The 16,952-nt window shown below is 73.2% G+C and carries 15 protein-coding genes and 1 pseudogene; 7 read left to right on the top strand and 9 right to left on the bottom strand.

All coding sequences use genetic code 11. The annotated features are described in order from the left end of the window. Positions 1-18 precede the first annotated feature (18 nt). Both ACSU6M_RS33260 and ACSU6M_RS33255 read right to left on the bottom strand, forming a co-directional pair. Positions 19-879 (bottom strand): universal stress protein, encoded by an 861-nt coding sequence (locus ACSU6M_RS33260; protein WP_437074858.1) that lies wholly within the window; start codon positions 877-879, stop codon positions 19-21. Between the two features lie 41 nt (positions 880-920). After that, positions 921-1,826, bottom strand: coding sequence for a universal stress protein (locus tag ACSU6M_RS33255; RefSeq protein ID WP_437074857.1), 906 nt, complete (start codon positions 1,824-1,826; stop codon positions 921-923). A 210-nt stretch (positions 1,827-2,036) separates the two neighbouring features. Here ACSU6M_RS33255 and ACSU6M_RS33250 point away from each other — a divergent pair, with 210 nt between their 5' ends. Beyond that, complete coding sequence (locus ACSU6M_RS33250; protein WP_437074856.1) at positions 2,037-2,501, top strand: cyclic nucleotide-binding domain-containing protein; 465 nt, start codon at positions 2,037-2,039, stop codon at positions 2,499-2,501. Beyond that, positions 2,498-3,205, top strand: a complete 708-nt coding sequence (locus ACSU6M_RS33245) for a CBS domain-containing protein (protein WP_437074854.1) — start codon at positions 2,498-2,500, stop codon at positions 3,203-3,205. The genes ACSU6M_RS33250 and ACSU6M_RS33245 overlap by 4 nt, the downstream gene beginning before the upstream one ends. 235 nt (positions 3,206-3,440) lie before the next feature. On the opposite strand, the gene ACSU6M_RS33240 is transcribed toward ACSU6M_RS33245, so the two are convergent. Continuing rightward, entirely contained in the window at positions 3,441-4,112 is a 672-nt protein-coding gene (locus tag ACSU6M_RS33240) for a pyridoxamine 5'-phosphate oxidase family protein (protein ID WP_437074853.1), read from the bottom strand. Between the two features lie 19 nt (positions 4,113-4,131). Continuing rightward, positions 4,132-5,202: a zinc-dependent alcohol dehydrogenase family protein gene (locus ACSU6M_RS33235; protein WP_437075453.1), complete on the bottom strand. Its 1,071-nt coding sequence runs from the start codon at positions 5,200-5,202 to the stop codon at positions 4,132-4,134. A gap of 373 nt (positions 5,203-5,575) precedes the next feature. Here ACSU6M_RS33235 and ACSU6M_RS33230 point away from each other — a divergent pair, with 373 nt between their 5' ends. Further along, positions 5,576-5,944 carry an STAS domain-containing protein gene (locus tag ACSU6M_RS33230; RefSeq protein ID WP_437074852.1) on the top strand — a complete coding sequence of 123 codons (369 nt, stop codon included), beginning with the start codon at positions 5,576-5,578 and terminating at the stop codon, positions 5,942-5,944. 28 nt (positions 5,945-5,972) lie between these two features. Here ACSU6M_RS33230 and ACSU6M_RS33225 read toward each other — a convergent pair whose 3' ends face one another. The 5 genes and pseudogenes from ACSU6M_RS33225 to ACSU6M_RS33205 all read right to left on the bottom strand — a co-directional run bounded on the left by ACSU6M_RS33225 (position 5,973) and on the right by ACSU6M_RS33205 (position 12,716). Next, positions 5,973-7,718, bottom strand: a complete 1,746-nt coding sequence (locus tag ACSU6M_RS33225) for a sensor histidine kinase (protein ID WP_437074850.1) — start codon at positions 7,716-7,718, stop codon at positions 5,973-5,975. Positions 7,719-7,852: 134 nt separating this feature from the next. Beyond that, a pseudogene (locus ACSU6M_RS33220) lies at positions 7,853-8,823 on the bottom strand (zinc-dependent alcohol dehydrogenase); the annotation flags it as partial. A gap of 34 nt (positions 8,824-8,857) precedes the next feature. After that, positions 8,858-9,739: a universal stress protein gene (locus ACSU6M_RS33215; RefSeq protein ID WP_437074848.1), complete on the bottom strand. Its 882-nt coding sequence runs from the start codon at positions 9,737-9,739 to the stop codon at positions 8,858-8,860. 838 nt (positions 9,740-10,577) lie between these two features. Beyond that, complete coding sequence (locus ACSU6M_RS33210; protein ID WP_437074846.1) at positions 10,578-11,783, bottom strand: globin domain-containing protein; 1,206 nt, start codon at positions 11,781-11,783, stop codon at positions 10,578-10,580. Positions 11,784-12,023: 240 nt separating this feature from the next. Beyond that, positions 12,024-12,716 carry a response regulator gene (locus tag ACSU6M_RS33205; protein WP_437074844.1) on the bottom strand — a complete coding sequence of 231 codons (693 nt, stop codon included), beginning with the start codon at positions 12,714-12,716 and terminating at the stop codon, positions 12,024-12,026. A gap of 366 nt (positions 12,717-13,082) precedes the next feature. Between ACSU6M_RS33205 and ppdK the strand changes: the two genes are divergently transcribed. From ppdK to ACSU6M_RS33185, 4 genes are all read left to right on the top strand, one after another. Then, the gene (ppdK, locus tag ACSU6M_RS33200; protein WP_437074842.1) at positions 13,083-15,770 is read left to right on the top strand and encodes a pyruvate, phosphate dikinase; all 2,688 of its coding nucleotides are present in this window, start codon (positions 13,083-13,085) and stop codon (positions 15,768-15,770) included. A 100-nt stretch (positions 15,771-15,870) separates the two neighbouring features. Next, a complete protein-coding gene (locus ACSU6M_RS33195; RefSeq protein WP_437074841.1) occupies positions 15,871-16,263 on the top strand; it encodes a hypothetical protein in 393 nt (130 codons plus the stop codon). Positions 16,264-16,334: 71 nt separating this feature from the next. Continuing rightward, positions 16,335-16,643 carry a CBS domain-containing protein gene (locus tag ACSU6M_RS33190; RefSeq protein WP_437074840.1) on the top strand — a complete coding sequence of 103 codons (309 nt, stop codon included), beginning with the start codon at positions 16,335-16,337 and terminating at the stop codon, positions 16,641-16,643. Then, positions 16,583-16,939, top strand: a complete 357-nt coding sequence (locus ACSU6M_RS33185) for a CBS domain-containing protein (RefSeq protein WP_437074838.1) — start codon at positions 16,583-16,585, stop codon at positions 16,937-16,939. Before ACSU6M_RS33190 ends, ACSU6M_RS33185 begins: the two co-directional genes overlap by 61 nt. Positions 16,940-16,952: the final 13 nt, after the last annotated feature.

Genomic DNA, 16,952 nt, shown 5'->3' with positions numbered 1-16,952 from the left:
CTCTTCTCGCCGAGTCGGTCAAAGGTGCGGCACGACGGCCACCGGACACGCTGAGTGGTGCAGTACTGCCTGGGCGACACGTCCGAGTTGGAGTCCGTAGCGCCCGGCGTGTCGCCGCAGGCCGACGACCAGCAGGTCGGCGTCGTACGAGGCGGACGCCAGCACCCGGCGGGCGGGGCCCTCGACGGTGCGGCGGCGCAAATCGACGTCCGGCGGTACCTCCGCCAGCGCGCTCTCCAGGGCCTCGGCGGCCTGGCTCTCCCGGGCGAGGGCCGGCCCGCCGACGAGCAGCGGATGGCCGACCGGTTCATGGGCGGGGCGCCGCCAGGCCCTCACGGCGACGAGCGGCACGCCGCGCGACCGGGCCTCCCGCGCGGCGAACCCTACGACGGCGGTCTCCTCGGCGCCGTCCCCGACTCCCACGACGACGCGTCCGCGGACCGCCTGGTTGTCGTGGCGGCCGCGCACGAGGACCACCGGGCAGTCGGCGTGGGCGGCCACGGCCATGCCCACCGAGCCCAGCAGCGCCTCGGCGAGGCCGCTGCGGCCCCTGCTGCCGACGATGAGGGCGCAGGCGTTGCGGCTCTCGTGCACCAGCGCCCGCTCCGCCTCGTCGGGCACGACCAGCGTCGTGACGTCGAGTCCGGGACAGCGCCGCAGGGCTCGCCGTGCGGCGCAGTCGACGATGTCCTCGGCCCGGACCTTCTCCGCGTCCTCGCCCAACTCCGGCGCCAACGCGGAGCCTTCGTAGTGCTCCCAGAGCGAGGCGTACACGGCCCGCAGCGGCAGCCCGTGCAGGACGGCCTCCTCGGCCGCCCACTCTGCGGCCCGCAGACTCGGCTCGGAGCCGTCGACTCCGACGACGACGGGAAGCTTCATGATGGTCGCCCTCATCCGCTGGGGCCCCGAGGGGCGGTCGGTCAGGTGTGGGCCACGACGGCGACGGGCGCCGGGGCGTGGTGCAGGACGGCGTGGGTCACGGGGCCGATGTGCGGACCGAAGGGGCTGCGCCGGATCCGGCGGCCGACGACGAGCAGCGACGCCGTGCCCGCGGCGGCCACGAGCTGGTCGGCCGCACTGCCCTGGCGGGGCTCCTCCCGGACCTCGACCTCGGGGTACTTCCGGCGCCAGGGCCGCAGCGCCTCGGCGAGCTCGACGGCCTCCTCCCGGCTCAGGGAGTCGTTCAGGCCGGGGTCGAGGGAAGCGCCGTAGACGTAGTACGGGGGGAGGTACCAGGTGTGCAGGACCCGCAGAGCGGTGCGGCGGCGCTGAGCTTCCTCGAAGGCGAACGCGAGCACGTCGTCGGCCGGCCGGTCGGTGTCGAGACCGACGACGACGGGGCGGAAGGCGGTGGCGGCGGAGGGGATGCCGGCCGGGTCCTTCTCGTGTTCGTCGGCGGCCTGTTCGCCCGCCCGGACCAGGACCACGGGCACGGTGGTGTGCGCGAGCACGCTCAAGCCCACGGAGCCGACCAGGAAGCCGCCGAGTCCGCTCAGGCCGCGGGAGCCGAGGACGAGGAGTTCGGCCTCCTCGGCGGCGCCCGGAAGCACGTCGGCGGCCCGGCCGGGCAGCTGCGTCATGTCGACGTGGACGCCCGGATGACGCAGCCGCAGTCCCTCGACGGCATCCCGCGGGATCCGCTGGGACCAGTGCGCCTGTGTCTCCGCCCCCAGCATCGGCGCCTGCGCCCAGGGCTCGGGGACCGGCTCCCAGACATGTACGACGTTCAGCGGCAGACCGCGCAGCCGCGCCTCGCGCGCCGCCCACTCGGCCGCGGCCCTGCTCTCGGCGGAACCGTCGAGCCCTACGACAACCGTGCGGACCATGATGCGCCTCCTCTTCCTCTCTGCTTCCAGACTCGCCAGGCAGGCACCTCGGTGACAGGGGCCGCACGTCCCCGAGGGTGGCCGACCGGCCCATGCCGGCGCGTCCGTTGGCCGTTCGGCCCTGCACGCCGGGCCGTGTGGCCCATGGCCGGTCATGGGACGGACGGCGATGCTGGTGGTGGCAAGTCCGATGACATCTGGAGGCGTGCCATGAACGCTCCCACCACCATGAACCTGCCTCGGGCCCTGCCCGCCGAACACCGGCAGCGGCTGATGGGAATCGCCCGCGAGGTGACCTTCCCGATGGGTACGCGTCTGTTCGAGGAGGGCGGCCGGGCCGACCGGTTCTGGATCGTTCGGACCGGCACGGTGGACCTGGACATGCGGATTCCGGGCCGTCGCGCGGCCGTCATCGAGTCGCTCGGGCACAACGCGCTCGTCGGCTGGTCCTGGCTCCATGCCCCTTACCGATGGCGTCTGGGTGCGGAGGCGGCGACGCCGGTACGCGCCTACGAGTTCGACGCCACGCTCGTACGTGCCCTGTGCGAGGCCGATGCCGAGTTCGGCAGGAGCGTCGCGCAATGGGTCGGCGAGGTTGTCGCCCACCGGCTGCACGCCACGCGCACCCGGCTGCTGGACCTGTACGGACCGTACGGCAGCGGGGGCCTGCGATGACCGCGCCGTGCACCTCCGGCGGCGCGAACGGCCTAGTGGCCGCCGGGCACGGGTTCGTGCACGTCGTGAGTGACGTCATGACCCGCCGGGTGGCCGCCGTCGGGCCGCGCAGCGAGTTCAAGGACATCGTGCGTGTCCTGCAGGATCGCCGGGTGAGCGCCCTGCCCGTCGTGGACGGGGCCGGGCGGGTGGTCGGGATCGTGTCCGAGGCGGACCTGCTGCCCAAGGAGGAGTTCCGGGACACGGTCCCGGACCGCTCCACGCAGCTGCGCCGGCTCACCGACCTGGCCAGGGCCGGCTCCGTCACCGCGCGGGAACTGATGACGTCCCCCCCGATCACAGCGACTCCCGGCACCACCCTCGCGCAGGCGGCCCGCGTCATGGCCCGGGCGCGTGTCAAGCGGCTGCCCGTGGTCGACGGCACCGGTCGTCTGGTGGGCATCGTCAGCCGCGCCGACCTGCTGAAGGTGTTCCTCCGCGAGGACGAGGACATAGCCGAGCAGGTCCGGCGCGAGATCGTGGCGTATCTCTTCACCGGTCCCGCGTCCGCCGTCCATGTCGACGTCCACGACGGTGTGGTCCGCCTCGGCGGCCGGATCCGCGACCGCTCCCTGGTGCCGGTGGCGGCCCGGCTGACGCAGGCCGTGGAGGGCGTCGTCGACGTGCGGTTCGACCTGGACACGACCGACGCCCCCGCTCGGTGACGTCCACGAGCGGTGGTCCCCTCGGCGAGGGCACCCCCGGTTCTCACGTCATGTGCTTGTGGTGGACGGGAAGGCCCCGCACCGGACGCGGGGAAACGGCCCGCAGGAGCCGCGCACCACGCACTGAGGATCCGCGAGGATGCTTTCGGGCGGGACGGAGGACCTTCGTCGCTCGGTGGGGTCGCGACGCCCCGCACCCGGTCGGTGGACGCCGAGGTGCGCACGCGGGTGACCCTCAGACCGTGATCCGTCGGCCGGTGACCACGGCGGCGTCGATCCGGACCCACATCGTGCGGTGGCCGCCCGCCCAGGGCGTGGTGAAGGCCCTCTCGGTCAGCCACCGCGCTTGCTGAGGATCCGTCACGGCTCGTGCCGTGCCCCGCACCAGCACGCTCCACCCGGAGCTGAAGGCATCGTCGATGCGGTCCACCTCGAACGCCACCCGGCGGCCGGCCGCCCGGCCCGGCGCGGCCCGGCGGTCCGTGCGGAAGACCACGGATCCGTCGACGACGCTGTAGTTGACGGGGAGCACGACGGGACCGTCGGCCGCGAGGTACGCGATCCGCCCCACTCCGTGCGCGGCCAGCAGCCTGCGGCACTCCTCGGCGTCCAGTCCGGTGAGGTCGGCGTTCCGGGAGGCCCGGCCGGGGCCGGGCGGTGATTCGACCGACCCTCCGGCGAGTTCAGCGACGGTGGTCTCCAGCGCACCGGCGAGCCTCAGCAGGGCAGCGGCACCGGGCGCTGCCCCAGGGTGCTCCTCCAGGTGCCGCAGATAACTCGCTGCCATGTCGGCACGAGCGGCTGCCGCGCTCCGGCTGAGGCCGAGCTGGGCACGTCGCTGGGCGATACGGCGTCCGAGGTCGCCCAGTGGGGTCTCCTGCGCCAAGGGGGTGATCTGCTCGGTCATGGCTGTCGCCTCCTCCTCGTCAGGCCGCTGCGGCGGCCTGCTCCTCGTGCCGGTGCCGTTCGAGCACGACCTTCAGCGCCCCGGTGTCCGCAGCGCCGGCGAAGACGTCGTAGGCCAAGGCCATGTGCTCCAACGGGAAGGTGTGGGTGACCAGTTCGGACGTGGGCAGCCGGCCGGCGGTCGCCATGCGCAGCAGGGCGGGGGTCGAGTGGGTGTCGACCAGCCCGGTGGTGATCGTCACGTTCTTGATCCACAGGTCTTCCAGGTGCAGGGTCGCGGGCTTGCCGTGGACGCCGACGTTGGCCACGCGCCCGCCGGGGCGCACCATGCGGGTGCACAGCTCGAAGCTCTCCGGCAGCCCGACGGCCTCGATGACGACGTCCGCACCGAGCCCGTCGGTCAGGTCGGCCATCAGCCGCTCGGGGGCCTTTGCCGGGTCCGCCACGGCGTCCGCGCCGAGGTGTCGGGCGGCCCGCCGCCGGGTCTCGGCGGGATCGACCACGAGGATGCGCTGCGGGCTCAGCAGCCGAGCGGTGGCGACAGCGGCCAGCCCGATGGGGCCTGCGCCGACGACGGCGACGGTGTCGCCGGGGCGCACCCGCCCTTTGAGCACCCCGACCTCGTAGGCGGTCGGGAAGATGTCCGCCAGCAGTACGGCGTCCCGGTCGTCGAGCGCGGCCGGCAGCGTGTGCACCGACAGGTCGGCATACGGGACGCGCACGTACTCCGCCTGCGTGCCGTCGACGAGATGTCCGAGGATCCAGCCTCCGCCGCCCCGGCACTGGCCGTACATGGCCTTGCGGCAGTAGGCGCAGCGGCCGCAGGCCGTGATGCAGGAGATCAGCACCCTGTCTCCGGGCCGGACCGTGCGCACGTCGGCGCCGCTCTCCACGACCTCGCCCACCGCCTCGTGCCCCAGCACCGTGCCGGGGCGGACCTCGGGGACGTCGCCCTTGAGGATGTGCAGGTCGGTTCCGCAGACGGTGACGGCGTCGACGCGTACGATCGCGTCGGTCGGCTCCTTCACGGCCGGGTCCGGGAGGTCCTCCCAGGAGGACTGTCCGGGGCCGTGGAACACATAGCCCTTCATGATGGTCCTTCCCCGCGAGCCGCTCGGCTCGCCCCGCACCTTCAGCTTGTGCGGCCGACGCCGACGCGGGCTTGGGCCGATCGGCCCCACTGGCCGGCCGACCGGGTCCTGCCCGGCGTACCGCACCAGCAGCGGCATCGGCGGCAGCAGGGGTCCGTCGCGGTCGGCCTCGATCATGACGATGACGCCCGCCAGCTGCCGGTGGGCGGCACGCCCCGGCCGGCTGAGGAACGCATCCGCCGCCTCTTCCACCCAGCTCGGGGGAAGAGGCCGGGACGTCCCCTGTACGACGGGCCCAGCGGCCCCTCGTGAACGGGCCGGTAAGGCCAGTAGGCCCTATCGGGGAAGTCGTCGTGCCCGGTTGTCTCTGCGTATGACCGAAAGCCCTCGCACCTGGTCCCCGCATCGCGCCGAGCACACGGTCGGCGGGACCACCGTGGTGACCCTCCACGGCGACATCGATCTGCTCGCCGTCCCCGCGCTGAACGCCAGGCTGGACAGACTGACGGCGGTAGGGCGCCCGGACCTGGTGATCGACCTCAGCGCCGTCGACTTCATCGACTGCTCCGGCATCGGTGTCCTGTGCCGGGCGTGGAAGCGGGCGCTGGCGCGGCACGGCCGGCTGCGCCTGGTCTGCGACAGCCCGCGTTTCCTCCGGATCCTGCGGCAGGTGCGGCTGGACGACGTCTTCGACGTCCGGCCACGGCTGGCGGACGCGCTGGGAGGGGCGGCGCCGCGCTGAGGCCGGGCACCGCCGAGGCGTGCGCCGTCTACCCGTCGGTGACCGGCACTCGCCACACCAGCCTCGTGCCGCCCTCGGCTGGGCTGGTCCACTCGAAGTCCCCGCCCAGCTGCCGTGCGCGCTCGGCCAAGTTGTCCAGGCCGCTGCGCCGCCCCTCGGCGGGGATGCCGACGCCGTCGTCGGTGATCTCCAGCCGTACGTGGCGCCCGTCGGTCTCCAGGACCACCTCTGCACGGCCCGCCCGCGCGTGCCGGGCGATGTTGGTGAGAGCCTCGGAGAGCACGGCCACCAGGTGGTCGGCGGTGTCCTTCGGCACGTGCGTGTCCAGCAAGCCCTCCATGCGCACGCTGGGCGCGAAGCCGAGGACCGGGGCGGCGTCGCCGACCACCCGTACCGCACGGGCCCGCAGGCCCGGCCCGGTGATCTCGTCACGCGCCCGCAGACCGAAGATGGTCGACCTGATGATCTTGATGGTCTCGTCCAGGTCGTCCACCGCGCGCACCACGCGCTCGGCAGCCGCCTGGTGCTCGATGAAGCGTCCGGCGCTCTGCAGGGTCATGCCGGTGGCGAACAGCCGCTGGATCGCGAGGTCGTGCAGGTCGCGGGCGATGCGGTCGCGGTCCTGGAGCACCGCGATCTGCTCCGCGTCGCGGCGGCGTTCCGCCAGTTCCATCGCGACCGCCGCCTGTGCGGCGAAGCCCTGCAGCGGCTCGGTCTCCTCGTCGGTGAACGCCGTCCGTCCCGCCTCGCGGACCAGCAGCACGACGCCGCGCAGATCCTCGCCCGAGCCGATGGGGACGGCGACGGCCGGGCCGAGCCCATCGAAGCGCGGCGGACCCGCCGAGATCCGGTCGTCGTGCGTGACGTCCGGGCTGGTGACGGGGGCCGCACCGGAGAATGCCTCACCGATCAGACTGCCGCGCACCGGAAGCACCAGCCCGTGGTGCGACTCGGCCTCCTGGCCGATGGCCAGCTCCACCGTCAGCGACTCGGTATCGTCCATCGGCACCGCGACCACGGCCAGCGCGGCACCGGTGATCTCCCGGGCCCGCTCGGCGATCCGCCGCAGCACCTCGCCGCGCGCGCTCCCGGAGAGCAGGATGTGCGTGATCTCGGCGCTCGCTCGCAGCCAGCGCTCCCTCAGCCGGGACTCCTCGTACAGGCGGGCGTTGTCGATGGCGACGCCGGCCGCCACCGCGAGCGTCGCCAGCACCGACTCGTCGTCCTCGTCGAACTGAAGCCCGCCGCGCTTCTCCGTCAGGTACAGATTGCCGAAGACCTGGTCCCGCACCCGGATGGGGACGCCGAGGAAGCTGTTCATCGGCGGATGGTGCGGCGGGAAGCCGTAGGAGGCCGGGTGCTCGGACAGCTTGGACAGCCTCAGCGGCTCCGGGTTGCGGATCAGCTCGCCGAGGATGCCGTGTCCCTGAGGGAAAGGCCCGATCTTGGCGATCTGCTCGTCGGAGACGCCCACGGTAAGGAACTCCGATAGCCGCCTGCCGTCCGGCCCGATCACGCCGAGCGCCGCGTACTCGGCGTCCACCAGCACGGCGGCCGCCTGCACGATGCTGCGCAGCGCCTGCTCCAGGTCCAGCTCGCGCCCCACCGACAGGACGGCTTCCAGGAGGCTGTGCACCCGGTCGCGCGTACCGCGGGCCGCGTCGAGGCGGGCCTGCACCTCCTGAAGCAGTTCGTCCAGCCTCAGCTGGGGCAGCCGGACTCGGGCTTCCCGGGCCTCCTCGGCGCTCTCCACCGCGGTACTTCCCCTCGTCATCTGCACAGCAGACCGTTGTCGTCGTGGTCAACGGTAACGATCCGCTGCACGGGAGGTACAGCATCAGGCCGAGGCCGGGCCCGCGCGGTGTGCGCCTCGGCCGGATCGGGGCGGGCCAGGGCGGTGCAGGTACTCAGCACGGCGTCCATCGACTCGTTGACCGAGGCGAGCGTACGGGTCTCGAGGGAAGACCATGGTGCGTCCGGCGGCATGCAGCTGGAACACCTCGACGAGGTCCTGCCGGGTGCCGACGATTGAGCCGATCACCGAGGTACCGCCGAGGACGGTATCGAAGATCGGGATCCGGTCGTCCCCTGCGCCGGCAGCGCCACCATGACGAGCTTGCTGCCGCGCCGCAGCCCGGAATTGACGGCTTCGAAGGCGGCCTCGTTCACGGCGAGCGCAAGAGCGGCGTGTGCGCCACCGTGCCGCTTCAGCACGGCGCCGGTGGCCTCCTTGCGGGCGTCGATGACGAGGTCGGCGCCGAGTTCCCGGGCGAGTTGCAGCTTGTCGTCGGTGACGTCGATCGCCGCGACGGTGGCAAAGGCGATCTTCGCGTACTGCACGGCCAGGTGCCCGAGCCCGCCGACGCCGGAGACGGCGACGAGCTGAGTGGGCCTGACGTCGGCGATCTTGAGCGCCTGGTAGGTGGTGACGCCCGCGCAGATCAGTGGGGCGGCGTCGAGAGGGCTGTCCCCGTCTGGCACCGGCTGAGCGAAGTCGGCCCATGCCAGCCTCTTCTCGGCATAACCGCCATCGCAGCCGTAGCCGGTGTTGATCTGCTGCTCGCACAGCGTCTCCCAGCCCTACAGGCAGTGCTCGCACCGCCGCACGCCTTGCCCAGCCAGGGGACGGTCACTCGTTGTCCGACGGAGAGGTGGGTGACGCCCTCACCGAGCTTCTCCACCGGGCCCACTCCCTCGTGGCCCGGCACGAAGGGCGGATCGGGCTTGATGGGCCAGTCGCCGTGCGCGGCGTGGATGTCCGTGTGGCACAGCCCCGATGCCTCCACGCGGATCCGCACCTGACCCGCGCCGGGCTCCGGGTCGGGGCGCTCCTCGATGACGAGGGGCTCACCGAAGGCTCTTACGACCGCTGCTTCCATGTTCTTCGTGCTCCTCGGACGGGGCGGACCGGCGTCAGTCGTGCGCGACGACGGCGACGGGGGCGGTGGCGTGGTGCAGGACGGCGTGGGTGACGGAGCCGATGTGGATGCCGAAGGGGTTGCGGCGGATGCGGCGGCCGACGACGACCAGTGACGCGTCACGGGAGGCGTCGACGAGGTGGATCGCGGCACTACCTCCGCGGGACTCCTCGGTGACCTCGACCTGCGGGAACTTCTCCTTCCACGGATCGATCACCGCGGCCACCGCGTCGGCGTCCTGTCGGCGCAGCTCGGCGGTCATGTCCGGGTCGTTGGCCAGGCCGTAGGGGTAGTACAGCGGGAGGCTCCAGCCGTGGACGACCCGCAGGGCGGTGGACCGGCGGGAGGCCGTCTCGAAGGCGAAGCCGATCACGGCGTCGTGCGGGCTGTCCGCGTCGAGGCCCAGAACGACCGGCCGGTCCTTGGCCGCCGCCGTGCCGGGCTCGTCAGCCTTCTGTCCCGCGCGGACGAGGACCACGGGGACCTCGGTACGCGCGACGACGGCCTGGGCGACGGAGCCGACCAGGAAGCCGCCGATCCCGCTCAGTCCGCGCGAGCCGAGGACGAGCAGTTCGCATTCCTTCGACGCGGCCGCCAGTGTCTCGCTGGGCCGGCCCACGAGCTGCTCGATGCTCACCTCGAGCCTGGGGTGCCGCCGCCGGAGAGCACCGGCCGCGTCCCGTGGGATCCGCTCGCTCCAGTGCCGGAGCGTGTCGGGGCCGAGGAGCGGCGCCTGCGCGACGCGCTCGGGGGTCGGTGTCCAGACGTTGACGAGCCGCAGCGGCAGTTCGCGCAGCTCGGCCTCGCAGGCGGCCCACTCGGCGGCGGCGAGGCTCTCACGGGATCCGTCGAGACCGACGGTGACAGAACGGGACATGCTGCATTCCTCCTGGAACAGGGACGGGGGGTACGGGCGTTCGGGAGCGCGATGTCAGGATCCGGCCGGCGGTGGTACGGCGCGCAGGGCCGCAGGGGTCCGGGTGGGGGGGCCGAACGGCCCCGGTTGCGTCCGCTCGCGCCCTCGGCTCACCGGCAGGCCGGGGCGGACCAGCGTGCGCGACCTGCCGTGGACGATCTCGTACGCGGCGTCGAGCGCGCCGATGGCGTGAAGGCGTCGCGATCGACCATGGTGAGCACGCTGTCCAGATGCATCTACACGGGCGGCCGGGAGCCGCCCGGCGATCAGCCGGTTCGCCGTCCCGTCCGTGAAGACGACACTCCTGGCGGGTCTACGGCCGGTTGTCCCTCAGCCCACTGGCCGTACCGGCCCGGCGGTGCACACGGGAAGGCGGCGAGGTCCACGTCCTCGGAGGCGGTGCCGTCCTGGTCCGGTCCGGGTGGACGGACCACTGCGCAGGCCGTGGACGAACTGGCCGCCTGGGCGCGGGAAGAGGCGGTCGGGCAGGAGTTTGCGCTCCCTCACCGGTCACGGGTGCTCTGGGCATCGCGGACATCCTGTGCTCCTTGCGTCGGACGCCGGGGAAGTCGGTCCGCCGACGATCCCTCCACGACGCTCACGGTGAGCGGCCACAAGTCCCCGGTGCCACACAGTTGGTCCCTGGTGCCGAGGGACCGCTCGCACCTCACCGACCGCAGAGCACACGCCGGCAGGTGAACCGGCCCTGCGGTGGGCCGTGTCCGCCCGCATGACAGCAGCGCCACGCCACCTGGTGCCAGGAGGCGTGGCGCTGCTGTGCTGCGGTGCCGCCGGGGGCTCAGCCTTCGGCGTGGGCCAGCCACAGGTCGGGGCCGAAGACCTCGTAGCGGATGTGCCGGGCCGGGATGCCGGCCCGCAGGAGCTGCGAGCGCGCGGCGCGCATGAAGGGAACCGAACCGCAGAGGTAGACGTCGGCGTCCTCGGGCAGGTCGAGGCCGGCGAGGTCCATCAGGCCGCTGCGGGCGCCGGGTTCGGCGGCCGCGTCTCGCTCGTACCAGAACTGGGCGGAGGCGTCCGGCAGTTCGGCGACCAGGCGGCGGGTGTCGTCACGCAGGGCGTGGTCGGCCGGGGAACGGTCGGCGTGCAGCACCTGCACCGGGCGGGTGGCGCCGGTGGCCACGAGGTGCTCCAGCATGCCGACCAGGGGCGTGCAGCCGATGCCCGCGGACAGCAGCAGCAGCGGGCTGTCCACCTCGTCGAGGACCACGTCTCCGAAGGGGGTGGAGAGCGTCAGCTCGTCACCGGTGCCGACCGTGCGGTGCAGGTGGTGGGACACCTCGCCCTCGGGTGCCCCGGCCTCGCTCGTCGCGCGTTTGACGGTGATACGCCGGAGCTCGTCGCCGGGTGCGTTGGACAGACTGTACTGGCGGACCTGGCGCACCCCGTCGGGCATCCGCACCCGGACGCTGACGTACTGCCCGGCGCGGGCGGCCGGCGCCGGCGCGCCGTCGGCCGGGCGGAGGAGGAAGGACACGACGTCGGGCGTCTCGTCGTGCCGCTCGACGACCGTCCACTGCCGCCAGGGGTGCCGCGGGTCGACCTGCGCGTCCTGGTAGAGCCGCGCCTCCAGGGCGATGAGCGCCCCGGCCATCAGCCAGTACACCTCGTCCCAGGCGGCGGCCACCTCCGGAGTGACCGCGTCGCCGAGCACGTCCCCGATGGCGCGGAACAGGTACTTGTGCACGATCGCGTACTGGTCCTCGGTCACGCCGAGCGCTGCGTGCTTGTGGGCGATCCGGGACAGCAGGGCGTCCGGGCGCGCGTCGGGGTCGGCGAGCAGGGCCTGGGCGAAGGCCGCTATGGACCCGGCCAGGGCCTTGCGCTGGTCTCCGGTGGCCTGGTTGCCCCGGTTGAACAGGCCGTCCAGCAGCTCGGGGTGCTCGCTGAACATGGTGCCGTAGAAGCGTGCCGTGATCTCGTCGAGGGCTCCGCCCACGGCGGGCAGGGTGGCACGGACGACGACGGCGGACTCGGGCGAAAGCATGGGTCTCCTCGGACGTGCGGACGAGCTCGGCTCGCCGCTCTCACAGGGCTGGCGTCCGGTCTATCAGCGCATCGGCCCCACGCCCGGTCCCGTCGCCCACTCGGGGACCAACGTCCGCGCACATCGGGCCGTTCGGGCCCGGCGGTGGTGGGCTGCTGGGGGCCGAACGGCCCTGGCCCGCGCCTCCCGTCCGCGGTAGTGGCGCCTGAGGGCGGGGCGGCGAGACGCCCGGCGGCGTGGTCAGCGGCCTTGCTTCTGGATCCGGTCCCGCGCCTCGGTGGCGATCACGGCGGCCTGGATACGGCGTTGCACGCCCAGCTTGGCGAGCAGCCGCGAGATGTGGTTCTTGACCGTCTTCTCGGCGAGGTAGAGCCGCTGCCCGATCTGCCGGTTGGTCAGACCTTCTCCGATCAGCGCCAGGATCTCCCGCTCGCGGTCGGTGAGACCGGGCAGCGCGTCCGGCTCCTCCTCCTCGGGCTGTCCCCCGCGCAGCCTGGCCATCAGCTTCGTGGTGGCGCTGGCGTCGAGCAGCGACTGGCCCCGGGCCACCGTCCGCACGGCCGCGACGAGGTCGGAGCCCTGGATCTGCTTCAGCACGTATCCGGCCGCCCCGGCCATGATCGAGTCCAGCAGCGCCTCCTCGTCGTCGAACGAGGTGAGCATCAGGCAGGCCAGGTCCGGCATGCGCGAGCGCAGCTCACGGCAGACCGTGACGCCGTCGCCGTCCGGCAGGCGGACGTCGAGGACCGCGACCTGGGGACGCAGGGCCGGAACGCGGACGAGCGCCTGCTCGACGGTCGCGGCCTCGCCGACGACGGTGATGTCCGGTTCGTCGTTCAGCAGGTCGTGCACCCCGCGGCGCACCACCTCGTGGTCGTCCAGCAGGAAGACCGTGATCGGGTTGTCGGGGCCGGGCTGCCCGCCGTCCACCATCGCATGCTCCTGTTCACCGAGTACGCGCTCCGAGCCGGTGTCCGGACGTGGGGACGCGCTGGGCCGTCTTGTAGGGGAATCCTCGCCGGTACCGGGACCAAGGGCCAGGGCCGATCGGCCCTGTTTCCTCACGCCCCTCCTCACCGCCGACCCGTTCCCCCGGTCCTTCCTCACCGCGACTACCCCGATGCTGCCAGGGCGCCACCGTCGGCGGCGGGCGGCCCGCGCCGGCTCGGACCCGGCGTGTCCCCTGGGCCGACCGGCCCGTCGGCCGGGACCGCCGGCACCTGACGCCCGCCCCCGCCGCGGCGGACGCTGGAGGGACCCACGACCGGGATCCCGTCCAGAGCCGAGGAGCGCGCCATCATGGTCCGATACGTGTACGACTTCCACGAGGGCGGCCGCGATCTGGCCGGCCTGCTCGGCGGCAAGGGGGCGAACCTGGCCGAGATGACCCGGCTGGGACTGCCCGTGCCGCCGGGTTTCATCGTCACCACGGAGGCATGCCGGGCCTTCCTCGCGTCGGGCGCGGAGCCCGAGGGCCTCTCCCGTGAGGTCTCCGATCACCTCGCCGTGCTGGAGGAGTCCGCCGGCCGTCGCGTGGGACAGCCCGACGATCCGCTGCTGCTGTCCGTCCGCTCCGGGGCACGGTTCTCGATGCCCGGAATGATGGAGACCGTCCTGGACATCGGTCTGACCGACGAGTCGGTGCGGGGCCTGGCCAAGGTCTCCGGCAACGAGCGGTTCGCCTGGGACTCCTACCGCCGCCTGCTCCAGATGTTCGGCAGTACGGTCATGGGCGTCGACTCCGCGCGGTTCGAGCACGCCCTCACCCGGCTCAAGGAGCTCCGGGGCGTCCAAGACGACGTGCAGCTGGACGCCGCCGACCTCGCCCGGCTCGTGGAGACGTACAAGGGCCTCATCCACCGCGCGACCGGCGAGCACTTCCCGCAGTCCCCCGCCGAACAGCTCGGCCGCGCGATCCTCGCGGTCTTCGAGTCATGGAACGGCGAGCGGGCCCGCCTGTACCGGCGCCGCGAGCACATCCCCGACGACCTGGGCACCGCTGTCACGGTCCAGCGCATGGTCTACGGGAACCTCGGCGCCGACTCCGGCAGCGGTGTGGCCTTCACCCGGGACCCGGCCACCGGCCGCACGGGGCTGTACGGCGACTACCTGCCCGACGCGCAGGGCGAGGACGTGGTCGCCGGCATCCGCGACACGGTGCCCCTGGCCGAGCTGGAGCGTCTGGACCCGCGGTCCTACCGGCAGCTGCGCGAGCACATGCGGACCCTGGAACGCCACTACCGGGACCTGTGCGACATCGAGTTCACCATCGAGCGCGGCACGCTGTGGATGCTGCAGACCCGAGTGGGCAAGCGCACCGCCGAGGCCGCGTTCACGATCGCCGCGGAACTCGCCGGCGAGGGGCTCATCACGCCGGCGGAGGCACTGGCCCGGGTCGGCGGGGAGCAGCTGGCCCGGCTGATGTTCCCGCGCTTCGACACCTCGGCGACCGGGGCCCCGCTCGCCCACGGCCTGCCGGCCTCGCCCGGCGCCGCGGTCGGCGCCGCGGTCTTCGACTCCACCACGGCCGTACGACGTGCCGCGGCCGGTGAGCGGGTCGTGCTGGTCCGCCCGGAGACCACGCCCGACGATCTCCCCGGCATGGTGGCCGCGCAGGCCGTGCTCACCAGCCGGGGCGGCAAGACCAGCCACGCGGCCGTGGTGGCCAGGGGCATGGGCAAGGTGTGCGTGTGCGGTGCCGACGGGCTGACCGTGGAGCCCGAGCGGCGGCGCTTCACCACCCGCGACGGCACCGTCGTCGAGGAGGGCACGGTCATCTCCGTGGACGGTTCGACCGGCGCGGTGTACGCGGGTGCGGCCTCGCTCACCGACTCGGCGGTGATGCGGTATCTGGAGACCGGGGAACAGGGGCCCGGCGTGGTGGACGCGGTGGACGCCGCTCTGCGCCGGGCCGACGGCATGCGGCGGCTGGAGGTGCGGGCCAACGCCGACACCCCCGAGGACGCCGCCCGCGCCCGCCGGTTCGGGGCGCGGGGCATCGGGCTGTGCCGCACCGAGCACATGTTCCTCGGCGAGCGCCGCAAGCTGGTCGAGCAGATGATCCTGGCCGGCACGGACGTCGAGCGCGACCGGGCGCTGGCGGCTCTGCTGCCGCTTCAGCGCCAGGACTTCGTCGGCATCCTGGCGGCGATGGACGGCCTGCCGGTCACCATCCGTCTCCTCGACCCGCCGCTGCACGAGTTCCTGCCCGACCGCACCGACCTGGCCGTGCGCATCGCGGCCGCCGAGGCACGCGGCGAGCGCCAGGACCCGCGCGAGCGCGACCTGCTCGCCGCGGTGAACCGGATGCACGAGGAGAATCCGATGCTGGGCCTGCGCGGTGTACGGCTGGGCCTGGTGGTGCCGGGTCTGGTCGCCATGCAGGTACGGGCCGTCGCCGAGGCGGTCGTGGAACGCACGCGGGCCGGGGGCACGCCGAGGGCGGAGATCATGGTGCCGCTGGTCGGCGCCGTGGAGGAACTGCGCATCGAGCGCGCCGAGGTCGAACGCGTGCTCGCCGAGGTCTCCGCGGAGACCGGCATCCGGGTGACGTGCCCGGTCGGCACCATGATCGAGCTGCCGCGGGCGGCGCTCACGGCCGGCCGGATCGCCGAGGAGGCCGACTTCTTCTCGTTCGGCACGAATGACCTCACGCAGACCACCTGGGGTTTCTCCCGCGACGACGTCGAGGCGGCCTTCTTCTCCGCCTACCTCGACAAGGGCGTCTTCGCCACCTCGCCGTTCGAGACCCTGGACCGCGAGGGCGTCGGCCGTCTGGTCCGGACCGCCGTCACCGAGGGCCGCGCCACCCGGCCGGACCTGAAGGCCGGCGTGTGCGGGGAGCACGGGGGCGACCCGGACTCGATCCACTTCTTCCACGAGGCGGGACTCGACTATGTCTCCTGCTCGCCGTTCCGGGTCCCGGTGGCCCGTCTGGAGGCCGGCCGCGCCGCGCTCGAAGGGACCGAGGGCAGCGACAGCCGGTGAGGAGGACCCCTGGTCCCGTGGCCGGGACCGAGCGGCCCTGGGACCGGGACGGGACCGGCAGCAGGCTGGAGACTCAGAACGATCACAAGGAGTGAAGCAGATGACCGTCAGGGACACCGGCGTCCAGCAGTCTCCCGCCGTGCGGGTACGGGCCGAGGGCGACGTCACCGAGGAGGAGCTCGCGTACGTCCGCGGCAAGGTCGAGGCGGCCCTCGGCCGGCCGGGGCTGCCGGCGGTGAGCGGCGAGGTGCGGGTCGGCAGGGCCGCCGCGCACCACGTCGAGCTGCCGTGGTCGGCGCGGGCCGAGATCCGGGTGGACGGCGACCTCGTGGTCGTCCACGCCCGCGAGGCGAGCGCGCACGAACTCGCCGACCGGTTGCAGGACCGGCTGCGCGGCCAGGTGGAGCGGGCCGTGCACCGCGCGGAGGCGGGCCGCCGGTCGTCCGCGCCTCCGCCGTGGCGCGGCGGCCCGCTGAACGGTCGGCACGAGTAGGCGTCGCGGGCCCGCCGTGGGAGCGGACGTCTCCCGCAGGCGGGCCCGGCGCAGCGGTGAAGGAGGGCGGCATGAAGACCCGCATCATCGGAGAGGTCATGACCACCGGCGTCGTCCGGGTCCGTCCACGGACGCCGTTCAAGCACTTCGTACGGCTGCTTGACCGGCACCGGATCGGCGGACTGCCCGTCGTGGACGGGGACGACAAGGTGGTCGGCGTGGTCTCGGCGACCGACCTGCTGCGCGTCCGGGCGCCTGCCGATCGGCGGCCGGGGGCACTCCCGCGCACAGGGCGCCTGACATCGTCGCGGCGGAGCGGATGTCCACACCCGCGATCACCGTGCACCCCGAGCCACCGGTCCCGGACGCCGCCCGCCTGATGGAGCGTCAGGGCATCGAGTGGCTGCCCGCGGTGGACGAGGAGGACCGGCTCGTCGTTATCGCCACCCGAGGCGACCTGCTGCAGGTCTTCCTGCGCACGGACGAGGAGATCCGGCGGCAGGTGGCCGACGACGTCCTGGCCGGCTCCCTCGGCCTGGCCCGTGACGCCGTCACCGTCTTCGTCCGGGACGGTGTCGTCACGCTGAAGGGCCGCCTGGAGCACCGTAGCGACATCCCTGTGGTGATCAGGTCGGCATGGCGGGTGGAGGGAGCGGTCGGATGGTCAACGCCCTGACCTACCGCCTCGA

This window comes from Streptomyces sp. enrichment culture, assembly GCF_964272895.1.
Lineage (GTDB): Bacteria > Actinomycetota > Actinomycetes > Streptomycetales > Streptomycetaceae > Streptomyces.
Note: the sequence above shows the minus strand (reverse complement) of the source record. Positions and strands in the feature narration are given on the sequence as shown.

What these genes read in the sequence shown, in the direction of transcription:
- ACSU6M_RS33205 (WP_437074844.1), bottom strand. Translation starts at nt 12,716, where the DNA reads ATGGTGGACGGCGGGCAGCCCGGCCCCGACAACCCGATCACGGTCTTC.
- ACSU6M_RS33240 (WP_437074853.1), bottom strand. Translation starts at nt 4,112, where the DNA reads ATGACCGAGCAGATCACCCCCTTGGCGCAGGAGACCCCACTGGGCGAC.
- ACSU6M_RS33195 (WP_437074841.1), top strand. Translation starts at nt 15,871, where the DNA reads ATGACCGTCAGGGACACCGGCGTCCAGCAGTCTCCCGCCGTGCGGGTA.
- ppdK (WP_437074842.1), top strand. Translation starts at nt 13,083, where the DNA reads ATGGTCCGATACGTGTACGACTTCCACGAGGGCGGCCGCGATCTGGCC.
- ACSU6M_RS33245 (WP_437074854.1), top strand. Translation starts at nt 2,498, where the DNA reads ATGACCGCGCCGTGCACCTCCGGCGGCGCGAACGGCCTAGTGGCCGCC.
- ACSU6M_RS33185 (WP_437074838.1), top strand. Translation starts at nt 16,583, where the DNA reads ATGTCCACACCCGCGATCACCGTGCACCCCGAGCCACCGGTCCCGGAC.
- ACSU6M_RS33255 (WP_437074857.1), bottom strand. Translation starts at nt 1,826, where the DNA reads ATGGTCCGCACGGTTGTCGTAGGGCTCGACGGTTCCGCCGAGAGCAGG.
- ACSU6M_RS33235 (WP_437075453.1), bottom strand. Translation starts at nt 5,202, where the DNA reads ATGAAGGGCTATGTGTTCCACGGCCCCGGACAGTCCTCCTGGGAGGAC.
- ACSU6M_RS33250 (WP_437074856.1), top strand. Translation starts at nt 2,037, where the DNA reads ATGAACGCTCCCACCACCATGAACCTGCCTCGGGCCCTGCCCGCCGAA.
- ACSU6M_RS33260 (WP_437074858.1), bottom strand. Translation starts at nt 879, where the DNA reads ATGAAGCTTCCCGTCGTCGTCGGAGTCGACGGCTCCGAGCCGAGTCTG.
- ACSU6M_RS33215 (WP_437074848.1), bottom strand. Translation starts at nt 9,739, where the DNA reads ATGTCCCGTTCTGTCACCGTCGGTCTCGACGGATCCCGTGAGAGCCTC.
- ACSU6M_RS33225 (WP_437074850.1), bottom strand. Translation starts at nt 7,718, where the DNA reads ATGACGAGGGGAAGTACCGCGGTGGAGAGCGCCGAGGAGGCCCGGGAA.
- ACSU6M_RS33190 (WP_437074840.1), top strand. Translation starts at nt 16,335, where the DNA reads ATGAAGACCCGCATCATCGGAGAGGTCATGACCACCGGCGTCGTCCGG.
- ACSU6M_RS33230 (WP_437074852.1), top strand. Translation starts at nt 5,576, where the DNA reads ATGACCGAAAGCCCTCGCACCTGGTCCCCGCATCGCGCCGAGCACACG.
- ACSU6M_RS33210 (WP_437074846.1), bottom strand. Translation starts at nt 11,783, where the DNA reads ATGCTTTCGCCCGAGTCCGCCGTCGTCGTCCGTGCCACCCTGCCCGCC.